11 protein-coding genes and 1 tRNA gene are annotated in these 14790 nt (G+C 67.5%); 6 read left to right on the top strand and 6 right to left on the bottom strand.

Annotated features, from left to right (window positions below; all coding sequences use genetic code 11):
* Positions 1-7: 7 nt before the first annotated feature.
* Together eno and CETAM_RS04130 are read right to left on the bottom strand one after the other, a co-directional pair.
* On the bottom strand, positions 8-1282 hold the full coding sequence (gene eno / locus CETAM_RS04135) for a phosphopyruvate hydratase (RefSeq protein ID WP_156227240.1): 1275 nt from the start codon (positions 1280-1282) through the stop codon (positions 8-10).
* Between the two features lie 140 nt (positions 1283-1422).
* A complete protein-coding gene (locus CETAM_RS04130; RefSeq protein WP_156227238.1) occupies positions 1423-2211 on the bottom strand; it encodes a lytic transglycosylase domain-containing protein in 789 nt (262 codons plus the stop codon).
* Between the two features lie 148 nt (positions 2212-2359).
* Here CETAM_RS04130 and CETAM_RS04125 point away from each other — a divergent pair, with 148 nt between their 5' ends.
* Positions 2360-2779: a hypothetical protein gene (locus tag CETAM_RS04125; protein ID WP_197085791.1), complete on the top strand. Its 420-nt coding sequence runs from the start codon at positions 2360-2362 to the stop codon at positions 2777-2779.
* A gap of 6 nt (positions 2780-2785) precedes the next feature.
* Here CETAM_RS04125 and CETAM_RS04120 read toward each other — a convergent pair whose 3' ends face one another.
* Positions 2786-3415, bottom strand: a complete 630-nt coding sequence (locus CETAM_RS04120) for a MazG nucleotide pyrophosphohydrolase domain-containing protein (RefSeq protein ID WP_156227234.1) — start codon at positions 3413-3415, stop codon at positions 2786-2788.
* Positions 3416-3474: 59 nt separating this feature from the next.
* On the opposite strand from CETAM_RS04120, the gene CETAM_RS04115 reads away from it, so the two are divergent.
* A complete protein-coding gene (locus CETAM_RS04115; RefSeq protein WP_156227232.1) occupies positions 3475-4947 on the top strand; it encodes an amino acid permease in 1473 nt (490 codons plus the stop codon).
* A 109-nt stretch (positions 4948-5056) separates the two neighbouring features.
* Positions 5057-6088, top strand: coding sequence for a quinolinate synthase NadA (gene nadA / locus CETAM_RS04110; protein WP_407923964.1), 1032 nt, complete (start codon positions 5057-5059; stop codon positions 6086-6088).
* Positions 6089-6091: 3 nt separating this feature from the next.
* Here nadA and mfd read toward each other — a convergent pair whose 3' ends face one another.
* Entirely contained in the window at positions 6092-9745 is a 3654-nt protein-coding gene (mfd, locus tag CETAM_RS04105) for a transcription-repair coupling factor (protein WP_156229362.1), read from the bottom strand.
* A gap of 21 nt (positions 9746-9766) precedes the next feature.
* Positions 9767-10405: a TetR/AcrR family transcriptional regulator gene (locus CETAM_RS04100; RefSeq protein ID WP_156227228.1), complete on the bottom strand. Its 639-nt coding sequence runs from the start codon at positions 10403-10405 to the stop codon at positions 9767-9769.
* Between the two features lie 78 nt (positions 10406-10483).
* Between CETAM_RS04100 and CETAM_RS04095 the strand changes: the two genes are divergently transcribed.
* Positions 10484-10555 (top strand) — tRNA-Gln (locus tag CETAM_RS04095).
* A gap of 43 nt (positions 10556-10598) precedes the next feature.
* Here the strand turns inward: CETAM_RS04095 and CETAM_RS04090 are convergent.
* On the bottom strand, positions 10599-11618 hold the full coding sequence (locus tag CETAM_RS04090) for an isopenicillin N synthase family dioxygenase (RefSeq protein ID WP_156227226.1): 1020 nt from the start codon (positions 11616-11618) through the stop codon (positions 10599-10601).
* Between the two features lie 198 nt (positions 11619-11816).
* Between CETAM_RS04090 and CETAM_RS04085 the strand changes: the two genes are divergently transcribed.
* Complete coding sequence (locus CETAM_RS04085) at positions 11817-12974, top strand: MFS transporter (RefSeq protein ID WP_197085827.1); 1158 nt, start codon at positions 11817-11819, stop codon at positions 12972-12974.
* Positions 12975-13322: 348 nt separating this feature from the next.
* On the top strand, positions 13323-14786 hold the full coding sequence (glmU, locus tag CETAM_RS04080) for a bifunctional UDP-N-acetylglucosamine diphosphorylase/glucosamine-1-phosphate N-acetyltransferase GlmU (RefSeq protein WP_330221207.1): 1464 nt from the start codon (positions 13323-13325) through the stop codon (positions 14784-14786).
* Positions 14787-14790 lie beyond the last annotated feature (4 nt).

Below are 14790 nucleotides of genomic sequence, written 5' to 3'. Positions count from 1 at the left end.
CGGAATGCTACTTGAAGCGCGGGAAAGCGGAGCGGCCGGCGTAGACGGCAGCCTCCCCGAGCTCCTGCTCGATGCGCAGGAGCTGGTTGTACTTGGCCACACGGTCGGAACGGGCCGGTGCACCGGTCTTGATCTGGCCGCAGTTCAGTGCGACTGCCAGGTCAGCGATGGTGGTGTCCTCGGTCTCACCGGAACGGTGGGACATCATGGAGGTGTAACCGGCGCGGTGGGCCATGTCGACGGCGTCCAGGGTCTCGGTGAGGGTACCGATCTGGTTGACCTTGACGAGGATGGAGTTGGCGGCCTTCTTCTCGATGCCCTCCTGGAGACGGGCCGGGTTGGTGACGAAGAGGTCATCGCCGACGATCTGAACCTTGTCGCCGATCGCGGCGGTGAGGGCGACGTAGCCCTCCCAGTCGTCCTCCTGCAGCGGGTCCTCGATGGAGACGATCGGGTACTCGTTGACCAGGTCCCCGTAGATCGCGGCCATCTCCTCGGCCGTGAGCTCGCCACCCTCGAAGTGGTACTTGCCGTCCCGGAAGAACTCGGAGGAGGCGACGTCCAGCGCGAGGGCGACGTCCTTGCCCGGCTCGAAGCCGGCCTTCTTGATGGCCTCAATAATGAGGTCGAGAGCTGCCCGGGTGGAGTCGACGGAAGGGGCAAAACCGCCCTCATCGCCCAGACCGGTGGACAGGCCCTTCTCCTTGATGACGCCCTTGAGGGTGTGGTAGACCTCGGCGCCTGCGCGCAGGGCCTCAGAGAAGGAGTCGAAGCCGATCGGGGCGATCATGAATTCCTGGACGTCGACGCCTGAGTCGGCGTGTGCGCCACCGTTGATGATGTTCATCATCGGGACCGGCAGCACGTGGGCGTTCGGGCCGCCGATGTAGCGGTACAGCGGCAGACCGGCGGACTCGGATGCAGCGCGGGCGACGGCCATGGACACACCCAGGATGGCGTTGGCGCCCAGACGGGACTTGTTGTCGGTGCCGTCCAGCTCCAGCATGACCATGTCGATGAGACGCTGGTCGTCGGCCTCGAGGCCCGCCAGCTCGTCAGCGATCTCCTCGTTGACGTTCTCGACAGCCTTCAGCACACCCTTGCCCATGTAGCGGTCGCCGCCGTCACGCAGCTCGTGTGCCTCGTGGACGCCGGTGGAGGCGCCGGAGGGGACGCCGGCGGTGGCGAGGGTGCCGTCATCGAGCACGACGCCCGCCTCGACGGTGGGGTTGCCACGGGAATCCATGATCTCTCGGGCGAAAACGTGAATGATGTCAGCCACTTGGGGCCTCCTATAGCCATTTTGAGGTGTGCATACGTCAGCGTTGCGCGCGGAACCCACGCGCCCGCAGCCAATTGTTCCAGAAAACCCACGGCGAGGGGCCACCAACACCTGTGTTCCGGGGAACCCCGTCCCACCCCCTATCGCGCGGGCTGGTTCAGCGCGTAGGACGCGGCGGCGTCACGGACGTCGATCAGATACTGCTCGGAGCGGTTGTAGGAGTAGACGGCCGCACTCCAGCCCTCCGGCGTCGACAGGTCCCGTCCGCCGTTGCACAGGAGATTCGCGGCGCCGAGTGCGGCGTCGTCGATCTGGTGGGGATCCGCCACACCGTCGCCGTTGGCGTCGCGGCCGAAACGCTTCCACGATTCCGGGATGAACTGCATGGGGCCGACGGCGCGGTCGAACTCTGCGTCACCGTCGAGGAGTCCGCCCTCGGTGTCCCGGATCTCCGCCACGCCGGGGCCGCCGTCCAGGGGGATGCCAATGATCTTGGGCTCCGCGAAGCCGAGCTCGTTGATGCTGCTGCGGTCGAAATAGTTGCCCGAGTAGGTGCCGTGCCGCGACTCCACCCAGCCGAGGCCGGCGAGGGTGTTCCACCTCAGGTTGCAGTCGGGCCACGCGTCCTGCGCGATGAGCTCGGCATTGCCGTAGGCACGCAGCGCCGGGCCGGGGATGCCGGTGCCCTCAGCCAGTGACTCCGACCAGAAGCTCAGTTTGTCGCTGGTGCGGCCGGGGGTCTGGACGTCGATGCCGGGCACCTCCGCGCCGGCGGCGGGCGGCACGTTGTCCGGGACCGGCTGGAGCTGGCGGGTGGGTCCGGAGATGTCCAGGAAGGACAGCAACCATCCGATCAGGGAGATGACCATGATGATCGCCAGCACCACACCCAGGCCACAACCGGTCACTCGTCTGACACCGCCACTCATGAGGGACGATCCTACGGCATCGGATTATCAGCCGCCCCGTCGGCATGGCCACCCCCGCCATTCACCCCAAGTTGCCACTTACGTCACATCTGCCCCACAGGGAACATATGATTTCAGTGTTATATTTCCCCTCCGAAAGGTCTCCCCCATGATTCGCCGTACCCTCGCCACCGTCGCCGTCACCGCCATCGCCGTCGTGGGCCTCGCCCCGGCCGCTTCCGCCCAGCTCGGCGCCATCGACAAGGCCATCGCCGACGCCCCCTGCAGCCTCGTGGACCCCGCGCTCAAGGCCGCTTTCCGCATCGACGGCAACACCACCCGTTCCGACCTGGCCAAGCAGATCCGCGATGAGGCCAGGCCGCTGACCATCACCGACCCCGCCACCTATCTGATAAGCGCCCAGTACGCCGGCCAGATCGCCGACAAGGCCGTCGAATGCGGCACCGTCAAGAAGGACCCGGAGCTTTTCCCCGGCAGCTCCATCCCGGGCCTGGGGAACATCTCGAACATCAACGAAGTCCAGGATATTCTGACGGACCTGTCCAGCACCCTCGCGTCCCGGCAGTAACCACCGCTACCGGCCCGGGGGAAGCTTCTTCTCCCGGGCCTTGCCCATCGCCCACAACCGCTCCTGCTCCTCCGCCGGCACCACTGCCCTGGTCCCGTCGAAGAGATAGGGCGAGCGCGACCGGAGCTTGTCGACGAAGCTGCGTGCCACCTCACCGAAATCAAAAGCACCACGACGCGCCGCGATCTCAGCGTGGAACAGCACCTGCAGCAGGACGTCACCGAGCTCGCCGAGCAGGGCCCGCTCATCCCCGTCACGCTCCCACGCGACCACCTGGTCCGCGAACTCCTGCGACTCCTCCGCCAGATACGGCAGCAATGACCGGTGGGTCTGCGTCGCCTCCCACTCCCCGACCGTGCAGGCCCTGGCCATCACCTGCACCGCCTGGCGCACCGGATCCTGCCGGGACTCCGCGACGATGAGGGGCTCGCCGGCGTGGATACGCGAGACCACCCGGGGGTCGGACCCGTTGGTGCTCACCAGCACCCCGGGCCCTTCGGCGGCCACCAGGTCGCTGAAGTTCCAGCGGACCCGGACGGGCACCTCCTCCGTGAACTCCACCGGGCCACCGAGCCGCCCGTGCGCCTCGAGGGGGATGAGGGAGGGCCAGCGGTCGTCGAGAAGCAGCACAGTCATGGTGCCCATCCTAAATCCCCCGCTTCCTTCCGCGGCCGGCGGCGCATTACGGTGGACACGTGACGACCAACCGCACGCACACCGTGACCATGTGGAGCCTGGTGGCCCTGATCATCGGCTCGACCGTCGGCTCCGGAATATTCTCCCTCCCCCAGAACGTCGCATCGGCGGCCGGACCGGGCGCGATGCTCATCGGTTGGGTCCTCTCCGGCGTCGGCATGCTCGCCATCGCCTTTGTGTTCCAGATCCTCGCCGTGCGCAGGCCGCATCTCGACGCCGGCGTGTACTCCTACGTCCGGGCCGGACTCGGGGACTACATCGGTTTCTCCTCCGGCTGGGGTTACTGGCTCGGCTCCGTGATCGCCCAGGTCGGCTACGCCACCCTCTTCTTCAACACGATCGGTCATTACGTGCCGATCTTCGGACCCGACCACCCTGTCGCCACGGCGGTGGCCGTCTCCGCCATGACGTGGACCATCTTCGCCGTGCTCTCCCGGGGAGTGAAACAGGCCGCCTTCATGAACGCCGTGACCACCGTGGCCAAGCTGCTGCCCATCGGCGCGTTCATCATCCTGGTGGCCTTCCTCGGTTTCAGCTGGGACCGCTTCACCCTGGACCTCTGGTCGGCCGACGGTTCGACCGGGTCCGTCTTCGATCAGGTCCAGGGCATCATGCTGTTCACCGTATGGGTGTTCATCGGCATCGAGGGGGCCTCCGTGTACTCCAAGCAGGCCCGCTCGCGTCGCGACGTCGGCCGGGCCACGATCATCGGCTTCCTCACCGTCCTGGCGCTCCTGGTCAGCGTGTCCACCCTCTCCTACGGAGTGCTCACCCAGGAGGAGCTGGCCGCATTACCCGACAACTCCATGGCATCCGTCCTCGAGGTGGTCGTCGGACCCTGGGGCGCGGCACTCATCTCGCTGGGGCTGTGCCTGTCCGTCCTGGGCGCCTACGTCTCCTGGCAGATGCTGTGCGCTGAGCCCGTGGCGATGATGGCTTTCGACGGCCTGCTGCCCCGCCGCTTCGGCGCCGTCAACATCGCCGGCGCCCCCTGGGCCGCCCAGCTCGCCTCCAGCGTGGTCATCCAGATCACCGTGGTGGTCTTCTTCCTCAACGAGACGGCCTACATCTCCATGGTGCAGTTGGCGACGGTGCTCTATCTCGTGCCCTACCTCTTCTCGGCCCTGTATCTGACGCTTCTCGCCGCACGTGGACGGGGCATCGCGCATCCCCACGCCGGAAAACTCTTCGACGACAGCGGCCCCACCGTCTCCACCCGCGACAACCGGAGGCACCTGGCCGTCGGCGTCCTCGCCCTGGTCTACGCCGGCTGGCTCTTCTACGCCGCCGACCTCACCTATCTGCTCTTCGGCGCACTCGCCGTCCTTCCGGGGCTGATCCCCTACGTGTGGACCCGACTGCAGGCCAACGAACGCGTCTTCAACACCTTCGAGTGGGCGTTCGTGGCGCTGCTGTTCACTGCATCAGCTGCCGCTGTCTGGGGACTGACGCAGGGTACCCTCAGCCTCTGATCCCCGGATCCCGCACGCGCGGGTGAGAGCGTATTTCGTCTGCACCACGTTTGTCTGGGATACTTGTCCCGTCAAACCAGGGTCAAAAGGAGAAATCGTGGCTCATAAACTGTCCCCGCTCGCATCGCCGCTGCTCCACAAGGTCGTCGACGGCCCCGAAGGCTGGTCCGGTATCGAGGCCGACGATGAGTGGGCGGCCGAGATCAGGCGACTCGCCGCCGAGCGCAACGCCGTGATTCTCGCCCACAACTACCAGATCCCGGAGATCCAGGACATCGCCGACTACACCGGCGACTCTCTCGGACTCTCCCGCATCGCGGCGGAGACCGACGCCGAGGTCATCGTCTTCTGCGGCGTCCACTTCATGGCCGAATCCGCCAAGATCCTCTCCCCCGAAAAGACGGTCCTCATCCCCGATGAGCGGGCAGGTTGCTCGCTGGCGGACTCCATTACCGCCGAGCAGCTCACCGAGTGGAAGGCCGAGCACCCCGGCGCCCTCGTCGTCTCCTACGTCAACACCACCGCCGACGTGAAGGCGCTCACCGACGTCTGCTGCACCTCCTCCAACGCCGTCGACGTCGTCAACTCGCTGCCGGCCGACAAGGAGATCCTGTTCAACCCCGACCAGTTCCTCGGCGCCCACGTCAAGCGTGAGACCGGCCGCGACAACATCCACATCTGGGCCGGCGAATGCCACGTCCACGCAGGCATCAGCGGCCCCGAGCTCGCGCGTCGCGCCGAGGAGAACCCGGAGGCAGACCTCTACATCCACCCCGAGTGCGGCTGCGCCAACTCCGCGATCTACCTCGCCGGTGAGGGCATCGTTGACCCGGAGCGCGTGCACATGCTGTCCACCGGGCAGATGCTCGACGCCGCCGGCCGCCAGGGTTCCGGCACCGTCCTCGTCGCCACCGAGATCGGCATGCTCCACCAGTTGCGCAAGGCCGCCCCGGAGATCGACTTCCGGGCCGTCAACGACCGCGCGTCCTGCTCCTACATGAAGATGATCACCCCCGCCGCCCTCCTCCGCGCGCTCGCCCTCGGCACGGACGAGGTCGACGTCCCCGCCGACACCGCCGACGCGGCCCGCGCCTCGCTGGAGCGCATGATCGCCATCGGCCAGCCGGGGCTCGGGGAGTAGGCCCTACTCGCTGACGCTGAACACCTGCTTCTTCGGGGCGTCGGGTTCCTTTGTGGCGCCCCCGGAGACGTCCACCTCGGGGATGTCGAACATGGCGGAGATGAAGCCTGCCATCCACTGGATGAGTTCGACGTCGCGGAGGTTCGGCTGCCCGGCGCCGCGGCCGGCCTTGGGGAAGGACAGCTGGATCGCCTGGGCGGCGGCGCGGTAGCTCGAACCCGGGTAGAGGCGCTTGAGGCGGACCTGCTTCGAGTCCGGCAGCTCGACGGAGCCGACCTTGATGCGGGTGCCCTGGACGATGATCTCGGAGACCCCGGCGCGCCGGGCCTGGTGACGCAGACGGGCGACGGCGAGCAGGCGGGACACGACTTCGGGGACGGGGCCGAAGCGGTCCTCCATCTCCTCGACGGCAAGCTGGAGGTCGGTGTCGTTCTGCGAGGCCGCGAGCTTGCGGTAGACCTCGAGGCGTAGGCGTTCGGAGTTGATGTAGGACTCGGGGATGTGGGCGTCGACGGGCAGGTCGATGCGGATTTCCTTCGGCCCCTGGTCCGTGGCGTCGAGAGCCTCCCCCTTCGCCAGCGCCTTGAAGGCCTCGACGGCCTCGCCGACGAGGCGGACGTAGAGGTCGAAGCCCACGCCGGCGATGTGACCGGACTGCTGGGCGCCGAGGACGTTGCCGGCGCCGCGCATCTCCAGGTCCTTCATCGCGACAGCCATGCCCGCACCGAGATCATTGTGCTGGGCGATGGTGGCCAGACGGTCGTAGGAGGCCTCGGTGAGGGTGGCGCCCTTGGGGTAGAGGAAGTAGGCGTAGCCGCGCTCGCGGGAACGTCCGACGCGGCCGCGCAGCTGGTGCAGCTGCGACAGGCCCATGTGGTGGGCGTTCTCGACGATCAGGGTGTTGGCGTTGGCGATGTCCAGGCCGGTCTCGACGATCGTGGTGCACACGAGGACGTCGTATTCACGGTCCCAGAAGCCCTGGACGGTCTGTTCCAGCAGCTCTTCGGACATCTGGCCGTGGGCGACGACGATGCGTGCCTCGGGCACCAGGTCGCGCAGTTCACTGGCCTTCTTCTCGATGTCGGCGACCTTGTTGTGGATGAAGAAGACCTGGCCGTCGCGAAGCAGCTCACGGCGGATGGAGGCGGCGATCTGCTTGTCCTCCTGGGCGCCCACATAGGTGAGGACCGGGTGGCGGTCCTCGGGCGGGGTGAGGATGGTGGTCATCTCGCGGATGCCGGCCATCGACATCTCCAGGGTGCGCGGGATGGGCGTGGCGGACATGGTGAGGACGTCGACGTTCGTGCGCAGGGCCTTGATGTGCTCCTTGTGCTCGACGCCGAAGCGCTGTTCCTCATCCACGACGATCAGTCCGAGGTTCTTCCAGTGGACGCCGGTCTGCAGGATGCGGTGGGTGCCGATGACGATGTCCACCGACCCGTCGGCGAGCCCCGCGAGGACCTCCTTCGACTCCGCGGTGGAGGTGAAACGGGAGAGCCCGCGGATGGTAACGGGGAAGCCCGCCATGCGCTCCTCGAAGGTGGACTGGTGCTGCTGTGCCAGCAGGGTAGTGGGAACGAGCACGGCGACCTGCCGGCCGTCCTGGACGGCCTTGAAGGCGGCGCGCACGGCGACCTCGGTCTTGCCGTAGCCGACGTCGCCGACGATGACCCGGTCCATGGGGACATGGGCCTCCATGTCCTCCTTGACCGCATCGATGGCGAGCATCTGGTCCTCGGTCTCGACGAAGGGGAAGTTGTCCTCCATCTCCTTCTGCCACGGGGTGTCCGGGGCGAAGGGGTGTCCGGGAGCGGCCTGTCGCTTGGCATAGAGCTCGACGAGTTCGCCGGCGATCTCCCGGACCGCGGCGCGTGCCTTCTTCTTGGTGTTCTTCCAGTCGGAGCCGCCCATCTTCGACAGGGTCGGCGATTCGCCGCCGGAGTACTTGCTCAGCAGCTCGAGGGAATCCATGGGCACCCACAGCTGGTCCGCGGGCTGGCCGCGCTTGCCGGGGGCGTACTCGAGGACGATGTACTCGCGTCTCGACGTCTCGTCGCCCGCGCGGATCGTCCGCTCCGCCATCTTGAGGAAGCGGCCGATGCCGTGGGTCTCGTGGACGACGAAATCACCGGTCTTCAGCGCCAGCGGGTCGACGCGGTTGCGGCGGCGCGCGGGGCGCCGCTTGGCGCCGGCGATGTCCCCCACCCGGTTTCCCGTCAGGTCGGTCTCGGTGATCACCACCAACGGCAGTGCCTCGGCGTCGCGGTGCTTGCGGACCTTCGGGAAGACCACGCCTGCGTGGCTGAATGCCTGGTAGAGGGTGACCTCGCCGGGCGAGGGCTCCCAGCCGGGGTCGGCCACCTTCGCCGGGATGCCGGCCTCGGCGAAACGCTCCACCATGCGTTTGATCGCACCCTGGGCAGGCGCGATGAAGGCGGCGCGGCCACCGGCGGAGGTGTGCGCGAGCAGGAGGGACATCATCTCGGCGATCTGGGTGGCGTCGCCACGCGGGGTGGGGCCGGGCTCGAAGTCCAGGGGCAGGATGTCGGACTCGTCGGCCTCGAACATCCCGGTCGGTGAGAAGGTCCACCACGGCAGACCGGACTTCTCGGCCGTGATCCGGAGGGAGTCGTAGGAGCGGTAGGAGGAGGCCTCCAGGTCCAGACCCTCCGCGGCGACGGGACCGGACGCGCCCATCGCGGCGGCCTCCCAGCCGGCGGCGAGGAACTCCGCGTCGGTGGCCTCCAGGTCGGCGATGCGGGTCCGGATCTTCTCCGGCCCCACCAGCACAATGTGGGTGCCCTCGGGCATCAGCTCCGGAAGCGTGACCATCCGCGTATCGACGAGCGCCGGGATCAGCGCCTCCATCCCGTCCGCGGGGATGCGGTCGGAGATCTTCGTCAGCAGTTCCACCAGGGTCGCGTTACCGGGGTGCTTGACCACCAGTTCGCCGGCGCGCGCAGCGATGGCCCCGGTGATGGGCAGTTCACGGGCCGGGTAGATGTCCACCGGGCCGACCTCCACGTCCGGGTTCGTGCGCTGGTCGGCGACGGAGAACTGCCGGATGTCGGTGATCTCGTCGCCCCAGAACTCCACCCGCACGGGGTGATCCGCGGTGGTGGGGAAGACATCCAGGATGCCGCCGCGGGTGGCGAACTCACCCCGCCGGGCGACCATGTCCACGTTGCTGTAGGCCCGGAAGACCAGCTGCTCTATCAGCCCGGAGAAGTCGTACTCCGCCCCCTCCCGCAGACGGACGGGCTCCCGGCCCTCGACGGATTCGAGGACAGGCTGGCAGAAACCTCGCGCGGCGGTGACCACGACCGAGACCGAGTTCCCGGAAAGCAGGTCCAGCACGCGCGCCCGCTGACCGATGGTGTCCACGCCGGGGCTCAGTCTTTCGTGCGGCAGGGTCTCCCAGGAGGGGAACCACACGACCTTCTCCCCCAGCATGGCGCGCAGCTCAGCAGTGAGATCCTCGGCCTCACGGCCGGTCGCGGTGACCAGCAGCACCGGCGCATGGTGCGCCAGCGTCCCCACCGCCCAGGGGCGCACCTGGTCGATGCCCGTCAGGTGGAGCCGACGCACACCGACGTTGGCCGTCATGCCCTTGAGTTTGGGATCCGTCGCAGCGACCTTGAGCAGGCCGGCGAGCATCGCGGGAGTCTTGTCCGCCATCTACTTCTCCCCAGCCTGTTCGATCTTTGCGAGGACCTCATCCGAGAGCGAGGGCGTGGAACTCAGGCCCGCCAGACCGTTCCAGCACAGGTTGACGATGTGCGCCGCCACGACCTCCTTCGCCGGTTCGCGCTCATCCAGCCACCACTGGGCGGTCATCGAGACCATGCCCACCAGCGCCTGGCCGTAGAGGATCGCCACCTTCGGGTCCAGGCCCTGCCGCTCGAAGGAGGTGCCCAGGATGTGTGACACCTGCCCGACGGCGGTGTTCAGCAACGTGGCGTAGGACTGGTCCTTGCCCGGCACCAGGTCGCGCACGAGGATGAGGAAGCCGTCGGTCTCCTCCTCCACGTACGTCAGCAGCGCGAGGACGGCCAGCTCGATCCGCACCCGCGAACGTCCCTTCGACAGGGCCTCGGTGATGATCTGCTCGAGTCGGATCATCTCCCGGTCGACCACCACGGCGTAGAGCCCTTCCTTTCCGCCGAAATGCTCGTAGACCACCGGCTTGGACACCCCGGCGCGCGCGGCGATCTCTTCCACGCTCGAGCCCTCGAAGCCCCGCTCGGCGAACACTGAGCGACCAATTGAAATGAGTTGTTCCCGGCGTTCCTTGCCCGTCATGCGCTGTCGAACCATGTCCACAGCCTATCCCGTGGCGCGGTTTAGTCCCCAGCCGAGTCTCAGGTACTCTGATCCTGCGTAATTCCTACGCATTTCCCCGTGGTGTAATTGGCAACACTCTGGTTTTTGGTACCAGCTTTCCAGGTTCGAGTCCTGGCGGGGAAGCTAGCGCGGCCCATGGCCCGACATGGGTGTTGTCGGGGCACCGTCAGGCCAGGGAGGCTGCGAGCTGCGCATGGTAGCGCGCGGTGGTCTCCGGGTGGGCACGGAAACGTGACTTGATGGTGTTGCGTCCGCACAGGTCGAAGATCTCCTGATCGGACATGTCCGCACCGGTGCCGGGGGCGTCGGCGGCCAGTTCCGGGGGCAGGGTGACGCGGGGGAAGCGGGCGTCCAGGCCCGGGGCGAGAAAGTAGGGCACCGAGAAGCGGGAGGTACCCGGCGCCGGCGGCAGCACGCGGTGCGGGGTCGCCTTGAGGTAGCCGTCGGTGGCGGCCTCCAGAAGCTCGCCGATGTTGACCACGAAATGGTCCGTGACGGGGTCCGCGTCGATCCAGCCCCCGGCGGTCTGGACCTGCAGGCCGGAGGAGCCGTCCTCGAGCAGCAGCAGGGTGAGCACGCCGGAGTCGTGGTGCGCGCCGACTCCCTGGCCGGATTGTGAGCCGTCATGGCCCGGGTAGTGCGCCAGCTTCATCGTCGGATAGGAATCGACGAAGGCCTCGTCGAAGAACTCCGGCTCCTGACCCAGCGACTCCGCCCAGGCGCGCAGCAGTGTCATACCCACCTCGCCCAGCTCCTCCTGCCAGCGGGTGACCAGATCCTTCATCCGCGGGATGGCGCTCGGCCACGGATTCGGGCCCTGCAGGATGCGCCACGGGTGGGTGTCCAGGTCCTCGGTGGCGGCGGGAAGGTCGGCGCCGTAGTCGATCTGTTCGCGCCAGTCCACCAGCCCCTGGGTCCGTTCGTCGCCGAGCTCCGCATAACCCCGGTAGTGCGGGTTGTCCAGGTTGCAGATCTCATACTTCTGCTCCTTGGGCAGAGCGAAGAATTCCTTGGCCACGTCGAGCATCTCGTGCTGGAAAGACAGCGGAATGCCGTGGTCGGCGAGGTAGAAGAAGCCGATCTCGTGGGTCACCTGGCGCAGGCGGGCGATCTCATCCTCGCGGCCGGGGCCGTGCACGAGCTTGCGGAGGGAGATGATCGGCAGGGACGGGTTCGTGGGGGTCATGGTTCCTCACCTGAAAATTAACAGACAGCTTTGTCTGGAAATGATAGGACAAGGAGCGGAATGCCGCAGGTTTTTCATTCATCCCCGACCGGTCGGCGACGCACTAAGGTGTCTCCGGTGAGCACTCCCCCGAAACCCGACCGCGCGAACGAGGAACACGCCGCCCGCCGCTTCATCTGGGCGAACGGCCTGCAGGGAATGGGTGACCAGATCGTCGCCGCCAAGACCGTCCTGCCGTGGCTCCTGCAGGCCGCGGGCACCCCGGGGTTCTTCATCGCGCTGCTCGTCCCGATCCGTGAATCCGGCTCCATGCTCCCCCAGGCCGCCTTCACCCCGTGGGTGACCACTCAACGCTCCCGTAAGCGGATCTGGGCCATCGGCTCCGTCGGGCAGGCGCTCGCCGCCGCGCTCATCGGCGTCTCGGTTCTGCTTCTCGACGCCGTCCCCCTCGGCATCGCCGTCACCCTCCTGCTGGCGGTCCTCGCGGTCTTCCGTTCCCTCTGCTCCATCGCGTCGAAGGACGTGCAGGGCCGGACGATCTCGAAGGGGCGCCGCGGGGTGATCACCGGCCGGGCCGCCGCCGTCGGTGGTGCCATCGCCCTGGCCGTGGGCCTGCTCCTCGAGTTCATGGGTACCGACGCCCCCACCTGGCTCCTCTCCGCCCTCATCTTCGCCTCCGCCGCCGCCTGGGCGTTGGCGGCCGTGGTGTTCCGGTCGATCCGGGAGCCGGTCTCCGACAGGGAACCGCAGGGCCTGCAGCAGGGCTGGTGGGCGGACACCTGGGGGTTGTTCACCGGCGACCGCGAGTTCCGGCAGTTCGTCATCGTGCGTTCCCTCCTCCTTGTCACGGCGCTGTCCACGGCGTTCATCGTCACGCTGAGCCAGGAGGTCGGCTACGGACTCACCGGTCTGGGTGCCTTCCTCATCGCCTCGGGGCTGGCCTCCGTCCTCGGCGGGCGCATCTCCGGCATCTGGTCCGACATCTCCTCCCGCAACGTCATGAGCTACGGATCGCTGGCCGGCTCAGTCGTCATCGTGGCGATCGTCGCCTCCGCCCACTGGGCCCCCGGCACGGTCAACGCCTGGGTCTTCCCCATCGGATTCTTCCTGGTCAACCTGGCACACACCGCCATCCGTGTGGCACGCAAGACCTACATCGTCGACATGGCGGAGGGTGACGAGCGCACCCGCTACGTCGGCGCCGCCAACACCCTCATGGGGGCCATCCTCCTGTTGGTGGGTGCCGTCTCCGGCGCGGTGGCCCTGCTGGGTCCTTCCGCAGCACTGCTCTTCCTCGCGGCGATCGGCTTCGTGGGCGTGATAGCGGCGCACAGGCTCCGCGACGTCTCCGCCTGACCCGGATCCGGCTCCCTTTCCGCCGTCATGCCATGTCAGATAAGACGAAGGATCGGAAAGACGAGCACGCATCTGCACGTCAAATCCGCGCGAACTGGGGTTATAAGAATCTGCGAACTCGTATTATGTGACATTTTCCGAGGCCCGTCCCAGCCGGCACCCTTCCGAACACGACAGCGGCACAATCCTTCGGCGTCGGCAAGGAACGGACGGCGCAGGTGCGGTGGACGATCCGCCTGCCCGGGGGGCTCCCGCCCATCATGAGCTCCAGCTACCCGCCCGGGTCGTGCACGGGCTATATGCTGAACCGGTACACGCATCGCGATTGCCCCGAGGAGACCGAAAATAGTGCCTACTTACACCAACTGCGCCGTGGTCGTACTGGCCGCCGGCGCCGGCACCCGCATGAAGTCCGCCAAGCAGAAGACGCTCCACGAGATCGGGGGTCGCACCCTGCTCTCTCACGCCCTGCACGCAGCGGCCGGGATCAACCCTCAGCACATCGTGGCGGTCGTCGGCCACCAGCGTGAACAGGTTTCCCCAGCTGTCGAATCGGTCGCCGCCGAGCTCGACCGGGAGGTGCTGCAGGCCATCCAGGATGAGCAGAACGGCACCGGCCACGCCGTCCAGTGCGGGCTGGAACCGATCCCGGATTTCGCGGGCACGGTGATCGTCACCAACGGCGACGTTCCCCTGCTCACCCCCGCGACGTTGAGCTCGCTTCTCGACGCCCACACGGCCTCCCCCACCGCCGTCACCGTCCTGACCATGCGTCTGGCTGACCCGAGCGGTTACGGCCGTATCGTCCGCAACGCCGACGGGGAGGTGACCGCCATCGTCGAGCAGAAGGACGCCTCCGAGCAGGAGCGCGCCATCGACGAGGTCAACTCCGGGGTCTTCGCCTTCGACGGCCCAATCCTCCGCGATGCCCTGACCAGAATCGACTCCGACAACGCCCAGGGTGAGCTCTACCTCACCGACGTCCTCGGCATCGCCCGTGCCGCCGGCCATCCGGTCCGCGCGCACGTGGCGGCCGATCCGCTGGAGCTCGCGGGCGTCAATGACCGGGTGCAGCTGGCCGAGGCCGGCCGCGAACTCAACCGCCGTACCGTCGAGGCCGCCATGCGTGCGGGTGCGACGGTCATCGATCCGGCGTCCACGTTCATCGGCGTGAACGTCGTCGTCGGCCGGGACGTGACCATCCACCCGGGCACCCAGCTGTGGGGTGCGACGTCGATCGGCGACGACGCGGTCATCGGCCCGGACACCACTCTCACCGACATGACCGTCGGTCGCGGCGCCTCGGTCATCCGCACCCACGGTGAGCGTTCCGTCATCGGCGAGGACGCCACCGTGGGCCCCTTCACCTACATCCGCCCGGGCACCGTGCTGGGCGAGCGCGGCAAGCTCGGAGGCTTCGTCGAGGCGAAGAACGCCGTCATCGGGCGTGGCTCCAAGGTCCCCCACCTCTCCTACATCGGCGACGCCACCGTGGGGGAGGAATCCAACATCGGCGCCTCCAGCGTCTTCGTCAACTACGACGGCGTGGCCAAGCACCACACCACCATCGGTTCCCATGTCCGGACCGGCTCCGACACCATGTTCATCGCTCCGGTGACCGTGGGTGATGGCGCGTATTCCGGGGCGGGTACTGTTATCCGCGAGGATGTTCCCCCGGGGGCCCTCGCCGTGTCCGGCGGCCAGCAGCGCAACATCGAGGGCTGGGTCGAGCGGAAGCGTCCGGACAGCCCGGCCGCGGAAGCGGCGCGGAAAGCCCGGGAGATCGATAACGCAAACGACCAGGAAGGTTAAGTGG

This window comes from Corynebacterium comes (genome assembly GCF_009734405.1).
Classification (GTDB): Bacteria; Actinomycetota; Actinomycetes; order Mycobacteriales; family Mycobacteriaceae; genus Corynebacterium; species Corynebacterium comes.
Note: the sequence above shows the minus strand (reverse complement) of the source record. Positions and strands in the feature narration are given on the sequence as shown.

Coding starts and splice junctions, on each gene's coding strand:
- CETAM_RS04130 (WP_156227238.1), bottom strand. CDS start 2,211: ATGAGTGGCGGTGTCAGACGAGTGACCGGTTGTGGCCTGGGTGTGGTG.
- CETAM_RS04125 (WP_197085791.1), top strand. CDS start 2,360: ATGATTCGCCGTACCCTCGCCACCGTCGCCGTCACCGCCATCGCCGTC.
- CETAM_RS04120 (WP_156227234.1), bottom strand. CDS start 3,415: ATGACTGTGCTGCTTCTCGACGACCGCTGGCCCTCCCTCATCCCCCTC.
- mfd (WP_156229362.1), bottom strand. CDS start 9,745: ATGCTCGCCGGCCTGCTCAAGGTCGCTGCGACGGATCCCAAACTCAAG.
- CETAM_RS04100 (WP_156227228.1), bottom strand. CDS start 10,405: ATGGTTCGACAGCGCATGACGGGCAAGGAACGCCGGGAACAACTCATT.
- CETAM_RS04090 (WP_156227226.1), bottom strand. CDS start 11,618: ATGACCCCCACGAACCCGTCCCTGCCGATCATCTCCCTCCGCAAGCTC.
- CETAM_RS04085 (WP_197085827.1), top strand. CDS start 11,817: ATGGGTGACCAGATCGTCGCCGCCAAGACCGTCCTGCCGTGGCTCCTG.